General features: G+C 50.3%; 15 protein-coding genes and 1 tRNA gene. 4 read left to right on the top strand and 12 right to left on the bottom strand.

The window, feature by feature from the left end:
• Positions 1-16 precede the first annotated feature (16 nt).
• Together LCH85_17355 and LCH85_17350 are read right to left on the bottom strand one after the other, a co-directional pair.
• Entirely contained in the window at positions 17-577 is a 561-nt protein-coding gene (locus tag LCH85_17355; GenBank protein MCA0353763.1) for a hypothetical protein, read from the bottom strand.
• A 304-nt stretch (positions 578-881) separates the two neighbouring features.
• On the bottom strand, positions 882-1,847 hold the full coding sequence (locus LCH85_17350; GenBank protein MCA0353762.1) for a serine protease: 966 nt from the start codon (positions 1,845-1,847) through the stop codon (positions 882-884).
• A gap of 274 nt (positions 1,848-2,121) precedes the next feature.
• Between LCH85_17350 and LCH85_17345 the strand changes: the two genes are divergently transcribed.
• Positions 2,122-2,865, top strand: a complete 744-nt coding sequence (locus LCH85_17345) for a glycerophosphodiester phosphodiesterase (GenBank protein MCA0353761.1) — start codon at positions 2,122-2,124, stop codon at positions 2,863-2,865.
• A gap of 43 nt (positions 2,866-2,908) precedes the next feature.
• Here LCH85_17345 and LCH85_17340 read toward each other — a convergent pair whose 3' ends face one another.
• The 3 genes from LCH85_17340 to LCH85_17330 form a co-directional block, all read right to left on the bottom strand.
• Positions 2,909-3,769, bottom strand: coding sequence for a hypothetical protein (locus LCH85_17340; protein MCA0353760.1), 861 nt, complete (start codon positions 3,767-3,769; stop codon positions 2,909-2,911).
• 173 nt (positions 3,770-3,942) lie between these two features.
• Entirely contained in the window at positions 3,943-4,971 is a 1,029-nt protein-coding gene (locus LCH85_17335; protein ID MCA0353759.1) for a hypothetical protein, read from the bottom strand.
• The gene (locus tag LCH85_17330; protein ID MCA0353758.1) at positions 4,972-6,723 is read right to left on the bottom strand and encodes a hypothetical protein; all 1,752 of its coding nucleotides are present in this window, start codon (positions 6,721-6,723) and stop codon (positions 4,972-4,974) included. It lies immediately after the preceding gene.
• 297 nt (positions 6,724-7,020) lie between these two features.
• Here LCH85_17330 and LCH85_17325 point away from each other — a divergent pair, with 297 nt between their 5' ends.
• Positions 7,021-7,920, top strand: a complete 900-nt coding sequence (locus LCH85_17325) for a PhzF family phenazine biosynthesis protein (GenBank protein MCA0353757.1) — start codon at positions 7,021-7,023, stop codon at positions 7,918-7,920.
• A 4-nt stretch (positions 7,921-7,924) separates the two neighbouring features.
• On the top strand, positions 7,925-8,449 hold the full coding sequence (locus tag LCH85_17320) for a gamma carbonic anhydrase family protein (GenBank protein ID MCA0353756.1): 525 nt from the start codon (positions 7,925-7,927) through the stop codon (positions 8,447-8,449).
• Between the two features lie 8 nt (positions 8,450-8,457).
• On the opposite strand, the gene LCH85_17315 is transcribed toward LCH85_17320, so the two are convergent.
• The gene (locus LCH85_17315) at positions 8,458-8,964 is read right to left on the bottom strand and encodes a hypothetical protein (GenBank protein ID MCA0353755.1); all 507 of its coding nucleotides are present in this window, start codon (positions 8,962-8,964) and stop codon (positions 8,458-8,460) included.
• Between the two features lie 43 nt (positions 8,965-9,007).
• On the opposite strand from LCH85_17315, the gene LCH85_17310 reads away from it, so the two are divergent.
• Positions 9,008-9,145 (top strand): hypothetical protein, encoded by a 138-nt coding sequence (locus LCH85_17310; protein MCA0353754.1) that lies wholly within the window; start codon positions 9,008-9,010, stop codon positions 9,143-9,145.
• 271 nt (positions 9,146-9,416) lie between these two features.
• Here LCH85_17310 and LCH85_17305 read toward each other — a convergent pair whose 3' ends face one another.
• The 6 genes from LCH85_17305 to aspS form a co-directional block, all read right to left on the bottom strand.
• Positions 9,417-9,776: a hypothetical protein gene (locus tag LCH85_17305; protein ID MCA0353753.1), complete on the bottom strand. Its 360-nt coding sequence runs from the start codon at positions 9,774-9,776 to the stop codon at positions 9,417-9,419.
• A 238-nt stretch (positions 9,777-10,014) separates the two neighbouring features.
• The gene (locus tag LCH85_17300; protein MCA0353752.1) at positions 10,015-10,332 is read right to left on the bottom strand and encodes a hypothetical protein; all 318 of its coding nucleotides are present in this window, start codon (positions 10,330-10,332) and stop codon (positions 10,015-10,017) included.
• Positions 10,333-10,701: 369 nt separating this feature from the next.
• A tRNA-Gly gene (locus tag LCH85_17295) sits at positions 10,702-10,776 on the bottom strand.
• 108 nt (positions 10,777-10,884) lie between these two features.
• A complete protein-coding gene (locus tag LCH85_17290) occupies positions 10,885-11,283 on the bottom strand; it encodes a FixH family protein (protein ID MCA0353751.1) in 399 nt (132 codons plus the stop codon).
• 50 nt (positions 11,284-11,333) lie between these two features.
• Positions 11,334-11,720, bottom strand: coding sequence for a hypothetical protein (locus LCH85_17285; protein ID MCA0353750.1), 387 nt, complete (start codon positions 11,718-11,720; stop codon positions 11,334-11,336).
• A gap of 111 nt (positions 11,721-11,831) precedes the next feature.
• Complete coding sequence (gene aspS, locus LCH85_17280) at positions 11,832-13,616, bottom strand: aspartate--tRNA ligase (GenBank protein MCA0353749.1); 1,785 nt, start codon at positions 13,614-13,616, stop codon at positions 11,832-11,834.
• Positions 13,617-13,808: the final 192 nt, after the last annotated feature.

Genomic DNA, 13,808 nt, shown 5'->3' with positions numbered 1-13,808 from the left:
ACCTCGTTGGTTAACACTAAGCGGCACGTCGTTGAATGCCAAAGCCGATCAGTCCGACTAATAAACCTAATAAGCCAATAAACCATAAGGCGGCAGTGTCAGCGCTACTGGTGCGTGGCAATGGTGGTTGGTTGCCTGCTGGTGGCGCTGCTGGCTTGGCAGTTGGCTGCGGCATCGCAGTTGCGCTGGGCATGGGCGTTGCGCTTGGTTGTTCAGGAGTTGGCGAAGGGCTGGGAGTTGGGCTAGGAATGCTTTGTTCTGGAGTTGCCGTGGCCGTAATGCCTGGTACCGAGATAATTGGCGTGGCCGTTGGCTCAATGCTTGGGGCTTGAGTTGGTGCTATGCCAGTTGGCTGAGCAATGCTGGTTGGCTCGGGAGTATTGGTGGGCAACACAACTCTAGTAGGCGCAGTGGTTGCCGGTTCAGGTGTATTGGTTGGCAAGGGTGTGTTGGTTGGTGTTGGTGGCTCGGTTGGGGTTAATGCCAATGGTCCAACATCCGCAGCATGCGAAGGTTGGGTCGGTAGAGCCACGAGAGCGATCAGCAGAATTACTAGGCTTCGAATGAACAACGTCATACAAGCTACTCCCACATCAGAGGGCTGGCCTGTTCCACTGATCGCGAATCGTGAAATCGGCATGACCCAAGCAACGAAACATTGAATAAGGACAATTCGCTTGTTTGACCGTGGGAGTGGCGATCTTTTGGTAAGCCAATAACCCTAGACCGCAGCTTACGAAGGATTGAATACTAACTAGGCTAAATGGGCTACTGCCTCATGGTTACTTGTAAGGGGGAGGATTGATAGAAGGGTACGGGTGTAAATGTAAAACGCCCTTGATCAAATGATCAAGGGCGTTTTTGGTAGTTGCAACAACAGCTTATGGCGCGGTATTGATCCAGGTGTTAAAGTTGCTCAAGACGGTTGAGGTGATCCGTGTACCAGAGTTGGTGCTAGTGCCGCCGTTGGTGTGTACGCCAATCGAACAGTTGGTGCAGCTGCCGCTGCTGTTCCAAATTGGCGAGCCACTTTGGCCGCCATAGGTGTCGTTGGCATACGAGAGGCGTAAGCTGGTGTAGCTGCGCACGGTATCAGAGTGGAACCACATCGTGCCTGAAGCTTTATCGCCTGGGTAGCCAGCAATATTGGTTACTTGGCCAACTAAGCCAGTGCTGCTTGGCGCACGCAAGCCGAACCAGCCAGTTTGGTTGCCAACGCTACAATTAATTTTGAATGCACCATAATCGTAGTTGGGGCTGCCACTGGTTTGCCATTGTGAAACCGTAAAGAGTTTGGTGGCGTTACAGCCGCCGTAGGGGTTTGATGTGCCATTACGGCCTGGGTAGAACTTAACGTTGGTGACCCAAGCGTTGTTGCTCCAGAGACAGTGACCAGCGGTTGCCACGGTGTTGGCGCTGATCAACCAACCGGTACAAATATAGTTGCCGCCGCCGCTGCTAAAAGTAATTTGGCCAATCCGACGATAGGGGTCTGAGGTCGTTGCCGTGATCCGCACCCGATTATCAGTCCCAATTACCGAATTTAGGCCTTCTTGGCTGCCACTTTGGGTTGCAGGCAAAGCATTGGGGTCAACGGCTTCGGCTCGATCATCTTCGGCTAAAACACCAGTTCCTGCGTTACCAGCGATATACGCCCCAAATTGATCATAAACAATGCCATCAGTAATAACGTCTACAGGCTTCCCATCACTGGCCACGATAGTATGTGGGTCAACCGTAACTTCGACTTCTTTCTTGGCCAAGGTCACATCGCCTTGGGCCAAGCTCAAGCCTAAAACGCTCAAAACCACCGCGACCCGTGCGTACCGCCGAACAGATAGATGCATTGCTGATCCTCCTAGTTAGGTTGGGTTGATGAGAAATTGTTGGAAGTGGTGTGCCGTTTGATGTGTGGATGTGCATAAGTATATATTAAAACTTTTTAATTGCAAGTTAAAGATTTTAATATTGTTATATGGCGATAGCAGCGTAAATCTTCGCTACTCTTTACCCGATCCCCGCCCACCAACAACCGATCCCCAAACTGGTGACGTAGATTGACAGCCCTGCAGAGGCGTTGCACAATGGCATTAACCAAAAGCTTTTGTGAAGGAGGTCGCTGTGTTACAGCCGTTTGGCGCACGCAAAGGGCCATTTGTAATTGGGCATCGCGGAGCAGCAGGCTATGCTCCTGAAAATACCATGGCGGCTTTTCAACGTGGCTTGGCTTTACGCGCCGATGCCGTGGAATTAGATGTTAATTTGAGCAAAGATGGCGAGTTGATGGTGATTCATGATCCAACGCTCAATCGCACTACCAACGGCTCAGGTCTAGTGTGTCACCACACTGCCGCCGAAATTCAGGCGCTTGATGCTGGCTCATGGTTCGATCCATCGTTCAGCGATTGCCGCGTGCCAACTTTGCGCGAGGTTTTGCAATGGGCCAAGGATCGCACCAAAGTGGTGATTGAACTAAAAAATGGCCCGATTTTCTACCCCGATATCGAAGTGGCCTTGGTACGTTTGCTTGATGAATTGAATGTGCGCGATCAAATCATGGCGATTTCGTTTGATCATGTGGTATTAGGCCAGCTCAAAGCAATTGCGCCTGACGTGGCAACTGGGGTGATTTATGCCTCGCGCGTGCCCGATGCGCCGGCTATGGCTAAATTGGTGAATGCCGATTTGGTGATGCCCTACTGGGCGATGTTGACGCGTGAGGAAGTTGAAGCTTGCCATGCTGCCGATTTGTTCGTTAGCCCATGGGGCGGCCCTGAACAAGATTATCAACATATTTTGAGCTTGGGGGTTGATGCGGTTGGCGCTGATTATCCCGATCGTCCACGCCAATTTATGGTTGATTAAATAGTTGACGGGCTACCAAGCAATGTGGTAGCCCGTCGTTTTTTTAGGCGGCGTGGAGTTGTGGCTCGACTGGTTGGGGCATTAATGCGGCGCTCAGATCACGTCGTAGCGCATCAATATCGCCTAAATCATCATCGCATAACATTGTAACGAGATATTCGCCAAGGGTTTCGACAATCAGCGTGCCTTCATCGGCATGCAGAATTAAGGCACTGGCCCAGCCCAATTCACATGCATAGCCCATTTGGCGATAGACATCTAACAAAGCCTTGGATAAGCCACTAATCCGTTGATGGGTGCTTGATTTGGTGAAACTTAGGGCACAAGTTAGGCCTTCGTGAGTTGCCAAGGCGATGCCCCGCAGCCGATATTGCGACACATTGACCAATTGATTGAGCACTTGTTGCAATTGGGCATGGCGTTGGGCTGTCGATGGGGCTAGCTTAATCGCTTGGCCAATCAGCCGATACAAGGTACTAATTTGCTGAAGTTCACAGCTTGCCACAGTGGCATAGCTCGATGTGCCCAAGGCTTCGCGCAGGGCGTCGCTGCTCAAGGCATTAGGTGCATTGCCACGGGTTGCCGCCACAATCAAGGGCTTGCCCAAGCGAAAAGCCTGTTCTTCAAGTTCATTGACAAAGTAGCCGCTATCCACCGAGGGCTGGCAGCCATCGACAAAGGTAATGGTGGCGATCGCTCGTTCCATCAAGCCACTACCTAATTCCTCGTATAAATCTTTCGGCACCGCCAACAATCGAATGCTGGTGGTGGTAGTTAATCGATATTCACCAATATGCACAGCACCAGTGGTTGGGCTGAGAGGTTTTACTGTATAGCTGCTGCTGATGGTTTTCAGGCAGTGAATGCTGGCTTCACTATCACCAGTCAAAATAATGGTATGCATGCGATGCCTCCGCCGCAGAATAGGTGCTAGCTGCACGCGAATATTGCTCCACACACTACACTATATTTTGGGCTTTTCTGCATGACTTTAAACGGTACTTTAGGCGGATTCGTTTATGGGATTTTGGGTTTGCCAAGCGCGACCTGCGAACTACGGTCGTATAGGCTCCTTGGTTATGGCTCAGCTTGCCAGCTATCAGTTTGCGAGTTGTAACGGTAGCTCAAGGTTGTTTCATTAGGGTTGGTAACCGCAGTTAGGGTGTAATCGAATTGAACGATGCGCACTTGCATGGTGGCATCGCCAAAGCTAATCCGTCGTCCACGCTCATCGCCATGGTAGCCTTGACCACTAAAATCGATCTCTTGACGCGGCTGTCCAGTTGGGTTGCCTCGGTTATCTAAGGCAATCGAGTAGATTTGCGGTTGCCGCGCCAAGGCATAATACAAGCGCTTGCCAGTGTTGCCGTTATACACTCCAATACCAAAGCTATCAACACCATCAAGGACGATGCTGGCTTTATTTGTGGCTAAATCGACGCGAAAAATCCGCCCAAATTGCTGATCTTTGGTCGAGCCAAGCACTGACGAAACATACAAACTATGGGTGTTGCAATCATAGTTGAGCGCCAAAATGCCATATGGATTGGTATTGTTGGCGGGTGCAGCCGTTGGCAAATCGAGCAATTCGCTCAGCTCGGCAGTTCGTGGATCGATCCGATAGACTTTATTGGCTGCCGCTGGGGGATTATACAAAATGCTGACCCACGGCACTGCGCCAACGTAAATCGCTCCATCGCGATCCAAAATTGGTGAACTGAGATAGCCAGCTTTTGACCAAGAAGGGTGTTGATAGGGCACAGGTTGGCTGGCCTCTTGGCCATCGCTGGTCAGATCGTACATCACCATGCCCCGCACGCGCCGCGCTTGAGTATCTAAAACGGCATTGACCCCGAAGCCTTGGGCTTGAGCAAAGGGCGGAATTTGCTTGCACGAGGTTACTTCGCCAACCGGAAAATTACTGGCAGTCGCTGAACTACGATTAACCCACCACAAACCAGCTCCAAATACTGCTAGCACCGCAAGGACGCTGCCCAAGGCCAACAATGAGCGACGATTTTGCGCTTTGGTCGATTTGGGCCTAGCTGGCTGGCTGGCTTTGGCTGTGGGTTGAGCAGAAGTTGGGCGTTTTTTGCGACGACTCATTTATTTGCCTCGCGCTGGCTGAAAGAGCGGCCCCGACCAACATGGATATTCTTCTGGTATGTACACGCCGCGCCGCAACACCGATTCGGCCCAACAATATTGGCTGCCAGGCGTATCATCGTTTTTGAGTTGGGCCACATACCACAAAACAATGGGTTGGTTGCTAATATTTTCGGGCGGATTATCGATAAATTGCTCTGGGCCTTGGTTGGCATCGGTATTACAGCATGGGCCAATTGTCACCATATCGCTTTCGCCTTCGTCGCGTTCAGGATGATCAAGCGTTGCATACACATAGGCTTGGTCGCCCCGTCCGCCATCATCAAATTGGCCACGGCCTGTTGCAATCGTATAGCTTTCGCCATTGGCCAAATCAAGGCGATATTCCGCGCCATCAGGGTTGATTTGGCGGGTGTTGGCTCCTTGCAATTGCTCAGTTTTCCACGCTTGCCACTGCGTGCCATCCCAGGCACTGATCGTGCCAGTTTCGGCTAAACTGATGCGGGTAACAGGCCGATAGGTGCCATCATCGCCGCAACCACGGCCAACACTAGCAATCGCTGGCCGAAAACGTCCATCGAAATAGAAATAAAAGGCCTGTTCATAATAATAATTACATGGCTCAGGCCAAAGCTCCGACCAAAATTCCTGCACCAGTTGAAACCCAACCACTTGATTATTCTCGCGAATTTCGCCGATCATCGGTGGTTCGACCGCAATCACTGCCGCTTGCGAAAAATAAGGGCAGCCGACAGCATCGCTATAGCCAAAGCCATCGCGTTCGCTATAGTTAACATGCCAATCGACCAACTTGGCGCTTTTGAATAAGGGCTTGCCTTGATAGCTCACATCGGAAATCCGCAGGCCATCGGATGAAGTCAGCATATAATCAAAGGCCCAACCATCGCGCTCTAGGCGAGTGGTGTGGTCGCAATACTTCAGCACGGCCTCATTTTGCATGCCCTTTTCGGTGACAGCAGGCCCGGTTGCCCCAACATTTGTCCAGCGCACTCCGACCAAGCGGGTATCGGTCAAATCGACAATTGCCCAGAGTGCGCGTTCGCCTGCAACAAAGGTTGGCGCTACACACAAATGGACTGAACGTTCGCAACGGGTGGCATTCAAGGCAGTTTTGGTATTGGCCATCAGTGCTTGATCCGAGGTTGGTTTGTAGCCGAGCGCTTGCTCAACTTCGATGGCATTGCTGGCAATCTCGCGGGCAACTGCGGTTAGGTGTTCGGGAATATCGGGCTGGCTGTTGGCGAGGCGTTCGACCACGATCACTTTTTGGTTGGAAACATCAACGGTGATGGCGAGGGTCAAATTCAAGGCAAAATTATAGACCTCGACGCGATAACAACTGACTTGCAAACAGGCTGCGGTTGCTTCGATAATATCGCTTTCGCGGACTGGCACAACCCCAAACACCTCATTCCGAAAGGGCGTGCCGATTTGATCAACGAATTGACCTTGTAATTTCGGCTCGTTGAGTGCCACAATCTGCGCCATAGCCTGCTGCGAATCGAGGCTGCTCAAGGTCAAGACTGGTGGTGTGGCGGTTAAAGCCTGGTTGATTGCTTGTTGATAGGCGGTTAATAAAGGATAGTTTTGGGCTTCAGGCGTAATTTCGGCGGCAAGGATCGCTGGAGTTTCCGCAGGAACGCTGATGATGGTTGGATGCTGGGCTGGGGTTGAGCCACAAGCGCTGAGTATCATTAATAACAAAAATCGATATAGAACGCTCCGTTGCATAGAAACTCCTTCAAACCTACCGAGATTGACTAAACATACTAGATTTAGTTAAGCAAATTAAGCGGCAATGATGAAGCAAGAGCGTAATTTTATTATAAAAGATCTTGGCGGTTTTGCTGAGCAGAATTGTGAGTTTAGGAAACCCTACTCTTTATTAGCTCATCCAGGTGGTAGATGAGGGGCTATTTTTAACCTAAGCATGCAAAGTGAGCGTTTATAATGAAGCGGTGGCAACCACAACGAGCGGCCATCGTGCTAGAATGAAGCTAGATTAACCCTAGTTTTGAGGATCGTTCCATGCCACGCTGGCGAGAAATTGTCCAAGTTGATGCGTTCGCTCATGTTCCGTTTACTGGTAATTCAGCGGCGGTGTTGCTCGATACTGCTGGGCTTGATCCGGTGGTGATGCAGCGTTTAGCTCGCGAGATGAATGTTTCTGAGACGGCTTTTGTATTGCCGAGTAGCCAAGCCGATTTGCAATTGCGCTGGTTTACTCCGACAGTCGAAGTGCCCTTATGTGGCCATGCCACGGTTGCTGCTTGCCATGCCTTGGCCGAACGCGGTCATTTGGCCATTCCTGGGCGCTATCAAATTGAAACCGCCTCGGGAATTTTGGCGGTCGAGTTACAAGAGAGCAAGACCTCGGCTTGTAAAGTTTGGTTGGATATTCCAGTGCCCGAATTTGAGCCGTTGGAACTGCAAATTGTGGCGCTTACCGCCGCCCTCGGTTTAGATCAAGCTGATATTCGCAGCGATATTCCACCAACGCGGGGTGGCAATTATGGCTACATTGGTTGTCATAATCTGGCCAATCTTTTGGCGATTAAGCCTAATATGAACGATGTGCGCTTTCTCTGCCAAAGCCATGAACTGACGGCTTTAGTACTTTACTGCCTCGAAGGGCTTGATGCTGAAAGTGCTGTGCATTTGCGCTTCTTCGGTCCCGTGATTGGCATCGATGAAGACCCGGTGACTGGCTCAGCCCAAGGCCCGCTAGGTGCATTATTGGTTGGAGTTGGGGCGATTGCCCAAGCTGATGGTAGCAATTTGGTGCAATATCGGGCTGAACAAGGCGATGCGATGGGCCGACCAGGCCGTTTAGAAGTGGCAGTGCAGTTCGATCAAGAGGCGCAGATTATTAGCTCGCGGATTGGCGGCGAGGCTTTGACGATTCTGCGTGGCCATGTTTTAGCCTAGAGGTGTGTCGGTGGACTATCAATTTCCCTGCGTTAGCGATCGGGTTTCACGCGCCGAAGGGGTATATATTGCGCCTCAAGCTTTGGTTTGTGGCGCAGTCGAGTTGGCCGCCGATGTGAGCGTTTGGCCGATGACTGTGATTCGCGGTGATAAAGGCCTGATTCGGATCGGCGCAGGCTGTAATATTCAAGATGGCTCAATTTTGCATGCTGACCCCGATGCTTGGCTGACGATCGGCACAGGCGTAAGTATTGGTCATGGCGCGATTGTGCATGGCTGTACAGTTGGTGACGACGTGCTAATTGGCATGGGCGCGGTAATTTTGAACCATGCCCAGATTGGGCGTGGCTCGTTGATTGGGGCGAGGGCTTTGGTCACCGAGGGCATGATTGTGCCGCCCCATTCGCTGGTTTTGGGTATTCCAGGCAAAATTCGCCCCTTAGATGATGCACATCTTGAGCGAATTCGCCGTACTGCTGAAAATTATATTGCCCTGAAAAATGCCTACCTTGCGGCAGCTCAGGGTTAGTTTCATGCTCAACAATTCCAGGCTAATGGCAACTCATGTTCACAGACAGCACAGACAAACCATTGATCTTTGATCAAATTAATCATGCCACAGGCTGGGCAGCGCCGAAAATCGTAGCTGGTTGTCCAGCCGCCAGTGTGCGGCAGCCCAAGTTGATCAAGCACTTGCTGAACGACTGACCATGTGCTTGGCTCTGGGCAATAGCCAGTTGATTGATTCGTCAGTTCACAGTTTACGAGTAGCCCTGCCTCAACGATAAACGTGATTTCGCCAGCCGCCAAAACATGGCCACCACGGGCACAAGCCACATGCTCAGAACGCTGATCGGCGATCCAAAGTTGGGCTTTGGGATCCATAATAAAAGTAGCGGTTAGGCTCTGCTCGTGGCGTGATTTTGGTTGGCTTGCATTCCACAGCTCAACATCGGCAATTGTCGAAATTATATGGCGTTGTGAACGCTCATCCCATGTGTGTTGCAATTCGGGCGGCCCAATATAGGGATATAGGTGCTGCATTCGCTTGTTCCTATATGTTGGGTATCGATGAGTTTGAGGTTCGATGATGACCTATACGCTGATTAAAGAATATGTGATCGATCTTCAGCGAAAACTGCCAAGTTTGCATAATATTGTGTTTTCGCATCCCGATTTTATGGCTGCAGCAGACGACAATCATGGAATTGTACGTTTGTCCTAGGGCATTCAGGTTACCAAAAATATCATACTTACCTTGAATCATCCGATAGATGATTACATCATTCTGCGTGATTTGCAGCAGACACTAGGGTTGTTTGCAGTCAATTCAAATACTATATTGATTTGCTATAGCGATACGACCCTTCGACTGGGAATGCTCATCTCAGATCTGATTATGAGTGCACGAGAAATTCGCGATTTACTGACGAACAGTGCTAGTTAATAAGTGTATTCCCTCAGCCTCTAGCCTTTCAATGTTAGGTAGTGGATGCTTACTTGCCACACTTAGCTTGAATGCGCTGGTCGATTGCCTTGGCATAATTTTCCAAGATCGGTGCAGGGTATTTTTTACTCAAAAGGCTCTCAACAACAATGCCGCAGCGTGCTAAAACAAATGACGGAGTGGTAAAATCATCTGATGGATTATGCCCCACGTACAGCAGGTCGCCAATATTTGGAAGCTGAGTCGCAAACTCTGCCCCATTGGCCAATTGGTTGATACCCTCAAGGCCGAGCTTGGCTTGCTTGATGGTGAGATCGTGCGATTCGTAGGTACCGATAGTGACCAAGAAATAGTCCTTGGTGCCTTGGAACCGCGCCTCGGTGATGAAGCGATCCAAATCGCTTCGCATGGTGTAGTCTCCTTCTTCCACCTGTAATCCAGCAATGTCATCTGTCCACACGAGGGCTTTCAGGTCATCACGGTTCAAGGACGCGAGCGAAGGTTCTGATTGACCAGGAGCGGCCTTGTCGCTACATCCAACGATCGGGCTGAAAAGAGTCCTATAATCAGGGTTTTGTGAAGCATGGGCGTTCTCCTACAACAAAGACATTGCTCTATGATAGAGCAAGCCAACGTAGTTACGCCACTTACTTCAGTTGTTCCCGTTGCTCGATGGTTAGTATTCCATAGCGCTCTTCAATATAGCCCTCATAGCCATCGGTACGAATAAAGAGCCAGAAGCCGTTATACCGCATGCTATGGCGAATCACGCGCACAATGGTGCCGGCTGGAAGGCTTGCCAATGGCTGGATATCGGCTGAGTTGGGTGGAATAGTCCAGAGCTTCGTTTCAGACGAAAGCGTTATTGCAATGACTTCTGGTGTTGGATCGGGTGTGGGTGGTGTAGCGCCAGCGCAGCTCCAGAGTGCGAATATGAACACGATGAGAACTAAGCGATTGATCATTATTAATCCTCACAAATGGTTGAGGTGAGTATAGACCATTGGTAAATAGGAGTATGGTCAGGAGTAAATTAGAAGGAGTTGCCAGCGTGAAGTTAGTGAGTTAATTGAATGAGGATGGATTTCTCATAGTGCCAAACTTAAACAGCAACTTCAGGCCGTGCCAAGTGCGCCACCGCGCGTCAATCTTGATCAAGCACGAGCTTTCTTGGATCATTTACCGCACTTACTCGAAACGCTTGGGTTTCCTGAGCAACGCCGGATTATTCAACACCTGCTGCATCGAGCGTGGATTACGGCTGGGAGCATAACAAAGCTCCAACCAACAACAGCATTTCAACCGTTGTTTCCGTTGGAGCTTTGTAGTGTTGTTGGAGCGGGAGACGAGACTCGAACTCGCAACCATCTGCTTGGAAGGCAGATGCGCTACCATTGCGCTACTCCCGCGCTTGATTTGCTAGCGCCAATGATGCCCGAAGTTGTTGAATTTGTCAAGTCTGAATGAAACGAAATAGAGCTGGCCCTTCAGTTCAAACGAAGGGCTAGCTCTAGGTCTTATTCTGGTACGTTGAAATCGAAGTTGGCTTGATATTCTTTGCCATCAAATTCGGCAAAAACGCTCACTGCCCATGCTCCGCCCATGGTGTAAATGCCTTGGGCGCGATAGTTGCCGTTACCCTCGCTTTTGGCTAGTGGTTTGTTTTGGCCCATTGGCATCGAAGGCATATCGATATCCAAATAGACATCGGCATTATCCACCGGTTGACCATTTTGCGTCACATTAATCACCCATGTTTGGTCGGTATTGGGAGTTAATGGGTTTTCCGAGATGAGTTTGAGGGTCACGCCATCAACGGTTTTTTCAACCGGAGCAGGCACTTGAGCCGCATCATTGCCGCCGCAAGCAACGAGGTTGGATAATAGCAATAAGCAAAATAAAAGTCGTTTGAACACGCTGAATACTCCTTATAAAAATAGCAAGCATATTACTGAAACTAAATTAATCATAGTAATTCTGGTGGGGGTGCTAGGGGCGGCGCTGTCGGTTGGCTCTGCCAAATCAGTGGTTGATAGTTAGATTGTTGCCAAAGCCAGTTCAATTCTAATTCGAGGCTATTAAACCCATGCAATTGCGCTACTCCTTGCTGAGTTGGCTCAGGGTTGGAGCTAGGTGCATGGGTGTGGAGACTGCTGGCGGGTGGCTGCGATTCGGCCATCAAGCAAATAAACATTCCAGCATCGCGATTCAGATTTATTTCATTTGCTTGGGTCGATGCACCACAGTGCCATAAGCAACTAAGCGGATTTAGTCCACAAAATAGTACCCACAGCCAAATCAGCCAACGTTGCTGAATGCTTAAATTAATCGAAGAAATCTGCGCCGTTTGCATGCCAATCCACACGTTCAATCACTCAGGTTATCGTATCACAGGTTTTGGGGTTTTAAACATAAATTGCCCATAGTTTAGATAACTATGAGCAATTTATGTTGAAATTTAAGCTTAGCCGCGTGGTTCAACTCCATCGGCCAAGCGCAGGCCAAGCTCACGCAACTGCTTGCTGTCGACCGATGATGGCGCATTCATCATCAGATCTTCGGCACGTTGGGTTTTGGGGAAGGCGATCACATCGCGAATGTTGTCGGTATCGGCCAACAACATCACCAAGCGATCGATGCCTGGAGCCATGCCGCCATGAGGTGGTGCGCCATATTCGAAGGCTTCCAACATATGCCCAAAGCGCTTTTGAATTTCTTCAGGGCTGTAGGGCAAGCGATCAAAAATGTATTGCTGAATGCTGCGATCGTGAATCCGAATTGAGCCAGAAGCCAACTCATAGCCGTTACATACCAAGTCGTATGAGGCGGCTCGCACGCCTTCAAATTCGCCGCGCTGCATTTTTTCAACATCGGCAGGGTTGACCATACAGAATGGATGATGGGCGGCATCCCATTCGCCACTTTCGGCATTGTATTCAAACATTGGGAAGTCGATCACCCATGCAAAATGCATCAGGTCTTTGTCGGCAAGATCGAGCCGCTTGGCCATTTCGCGCCGCACTTTATCTAACGAGGCCGCTACCACTGCTGGTTTGTCGGCAACATAGACAATTAAGTCGCCAGCTTCAGCTGCTGTTGCACTCTTTAATTGATCAAGTTGGGCTTGTTCGAAGAATTTGGCGATCGGCGAGCGCACGCTGCCATCAGCTTCGATCGCCATCCAAGCCATGCCTTTGGCTCCACCAATTTTGGCAACTTCTTGCAGATCGTCGATTTGCTTCCGTGAATAGCTGCCACAGCCGGGCAAGCGAATGGCTTGAACTTTGCCGCCGCTGCTGAGTGCCCCCGTAAACACCCCAAATTGGCTATCTTTGACGATTTCGCCTACGTTGACAAATTTCAAGTCGTAGCGCAAATCGGGCTTGTCGGAGCCGTAATATTCAATCGCATCGGCGTAGGTGAGCCGTGGGAAAGGCGAAACCAAGCGTTTGTGCGGCGTGACATTGGCCACCAATTCAGTCATCAAGCGTTCGACAACATCAAGCACATCGTCTTGCTCGACAAAGCTCATCTCAATGTCGAGTTGGGTGAATTCGGGCTGGCGATCAGCGCGTAAATCTTCATCACGCATACAACGGGCAATTTGGAAATACTTGTCGATGCCCGAAACCATCAACAATTGCTTAAGTTGTTGCGGCGATTGGGGCAAGGCATAAAATTCGCCTGGATGTAAGCGACTTGGCACAAGATAGTCGCGTGCGCCTTCAGGCGTGCTTTTCATCAAAATTGGGGTTTCAATTTCCCAAAAGCCCTCGCGATCCATCCAATCGCGCATAAATTTGATCGTGCGATGGCGTAACCCCAAGATATGCTGTTGGCGTTCGCGGCGCAATTCAATATAGCGATATTTCAAGCGCAGCGCTTCATCCTCGCCACCATCACGATTCACCAAGATTGGCGGAGTTTTGGCAGTGTTGAGAATCTTGGCACTTTGCACTTCGAGTTCGATCGCGCCAGTTGCCAAATTGGCATTTTCTGCGCCTTCAAGCCGTGAGCGCACCCGCCCAGTGACCTGAATCACATACTCATTTTTGATGCTATCGAGCACAGCGCGAGCTTCGGGATTCGACGAAGGATCAACAATCACTTGGGTTAAGCCATAGCGGTCACGCAAATCTAAAAAGAGCACCGTGCCGTGATCACGGCGGCGATGAACCCAACCAGCTAACGTCACGGTTTGGTCGATGTGGTCGCGGCGCAACTCGCCGCAAGTGTGAGTTCGGAGCATACGACTGCTCTCCTCGCGTTTGGATACTAACAAAGCCAAAGCCACGCCTAGAAGCAGCACGTCGGTGTGCAATCAGCGTTGATAACGCGGCTAGAGCCGTTGGGCGACAACACAATGTTGCGTATTTTAACACAAGCATGCCGCTTGTGTCGCATCTGGCTTTTGTGCTATGCTTGTTGTGCCGCTCACAGC

The sequence above is a fragment of the Chloroflexota bacterium genome (assembly GCA_020161265.1).
Taxonomy (GTDB): domain Bacteria; phylum Chloroflexota; class Chloroflexia; order Chloroflexales; family Herpetosiphonaceae; genus Herpetosiphon.
The sequence above is the reverse complement of the archived record's forward strand: the minus strand, read 5'-3'. Positions and strand labels throughout refer to the sequence as shown.

Excerpts from the sequence above, each read along its gene's own strand:
- LCH85_17325 (MCA0353757.1), top strand. The coding sequence starts at position 7,021 with ATGCCACGCTGGCGAGAAATTGTCCAAGTTGATGCGTTCGCTCATGTT.
- LCH85_17285 (MCA0353750.1), bottom strand. The coding sequence starts at position 11,720 with ATGCAAACGGCGCAGATTTCTTCGATTAATTTAAGCATTCAGCAACGT.
- aspS (MCA0353749.1), bottom strand. The coding sequence starts at position 13,616 with ATGCTCCGAACTCACACTTGCGGCGAGTTGCGCCGCGACCACATCGAC.
- LCH85_17330 (MCA0353758.1), bottom strand. The coding sequence starts at position 6,723 with ATGCAACGGAGCGTTCTATATCGATTTTTGTTATTAATGATACTCAGC.
- LCH85_17335 (MCA0353759.1), bottom strand. The coding sequence starts at position 4,971 with ATGAGTCGTCGCAAAAAACGCCCAACTTCTGCTCAACCCACAGCCAAA.
- LCH85_17350 (MCA0353762.1), bottom strand. The coding sequence starts at position 1,847 with ATGCATCTATCTGTTCGGCGGTACGCACGGGTCGCGGTGGTTTTGAGC.
- LCH85_17355 (MCA0353763.1), bottom strand. The coding sequence starts at position 577 with ATGACGTTGTTCATTCGAAGCCTAGTAATTCTGCTGATCGCTCTCGTG.
- LCH85_17310 (MCA0353754.1), top strand. The coding sequence starts at position 9,008 with ATGATGACCTATACGCTGATTAAAGAATATGTGATCGATCTTCAGCGA.
- LCH85_17315 (MCA0353755.1), bottom strand. The coding sequence starts at position 8,964 with ATGCAGCACCTATATCCCTATATTGGGCCGCCCGAATTGCAACACACA.
- LCH85_17340 (MCA0353760.1), bottom strand. The coding sequence starts at position 3,769 with ATGCATACCATTATTTTGACTGGTGATAGTGAAGCCAGCATTCACTGC.
- LCH85_17300 (MCA0353752.1), bottom strand. The coding sequence starts at position 10,332 with ATGATCAATCGCTTAGTTCTCATCGTGTTCATATTCGCACTCTGGAGC.
- LCH85_17305 (MCA0353753.1), bottom strand. The coding sequence starts at position 9,776 with ATGCGAAGCGATTTGGATCGCTTCATCACCGAGGCGCGGTTCCAAGGC.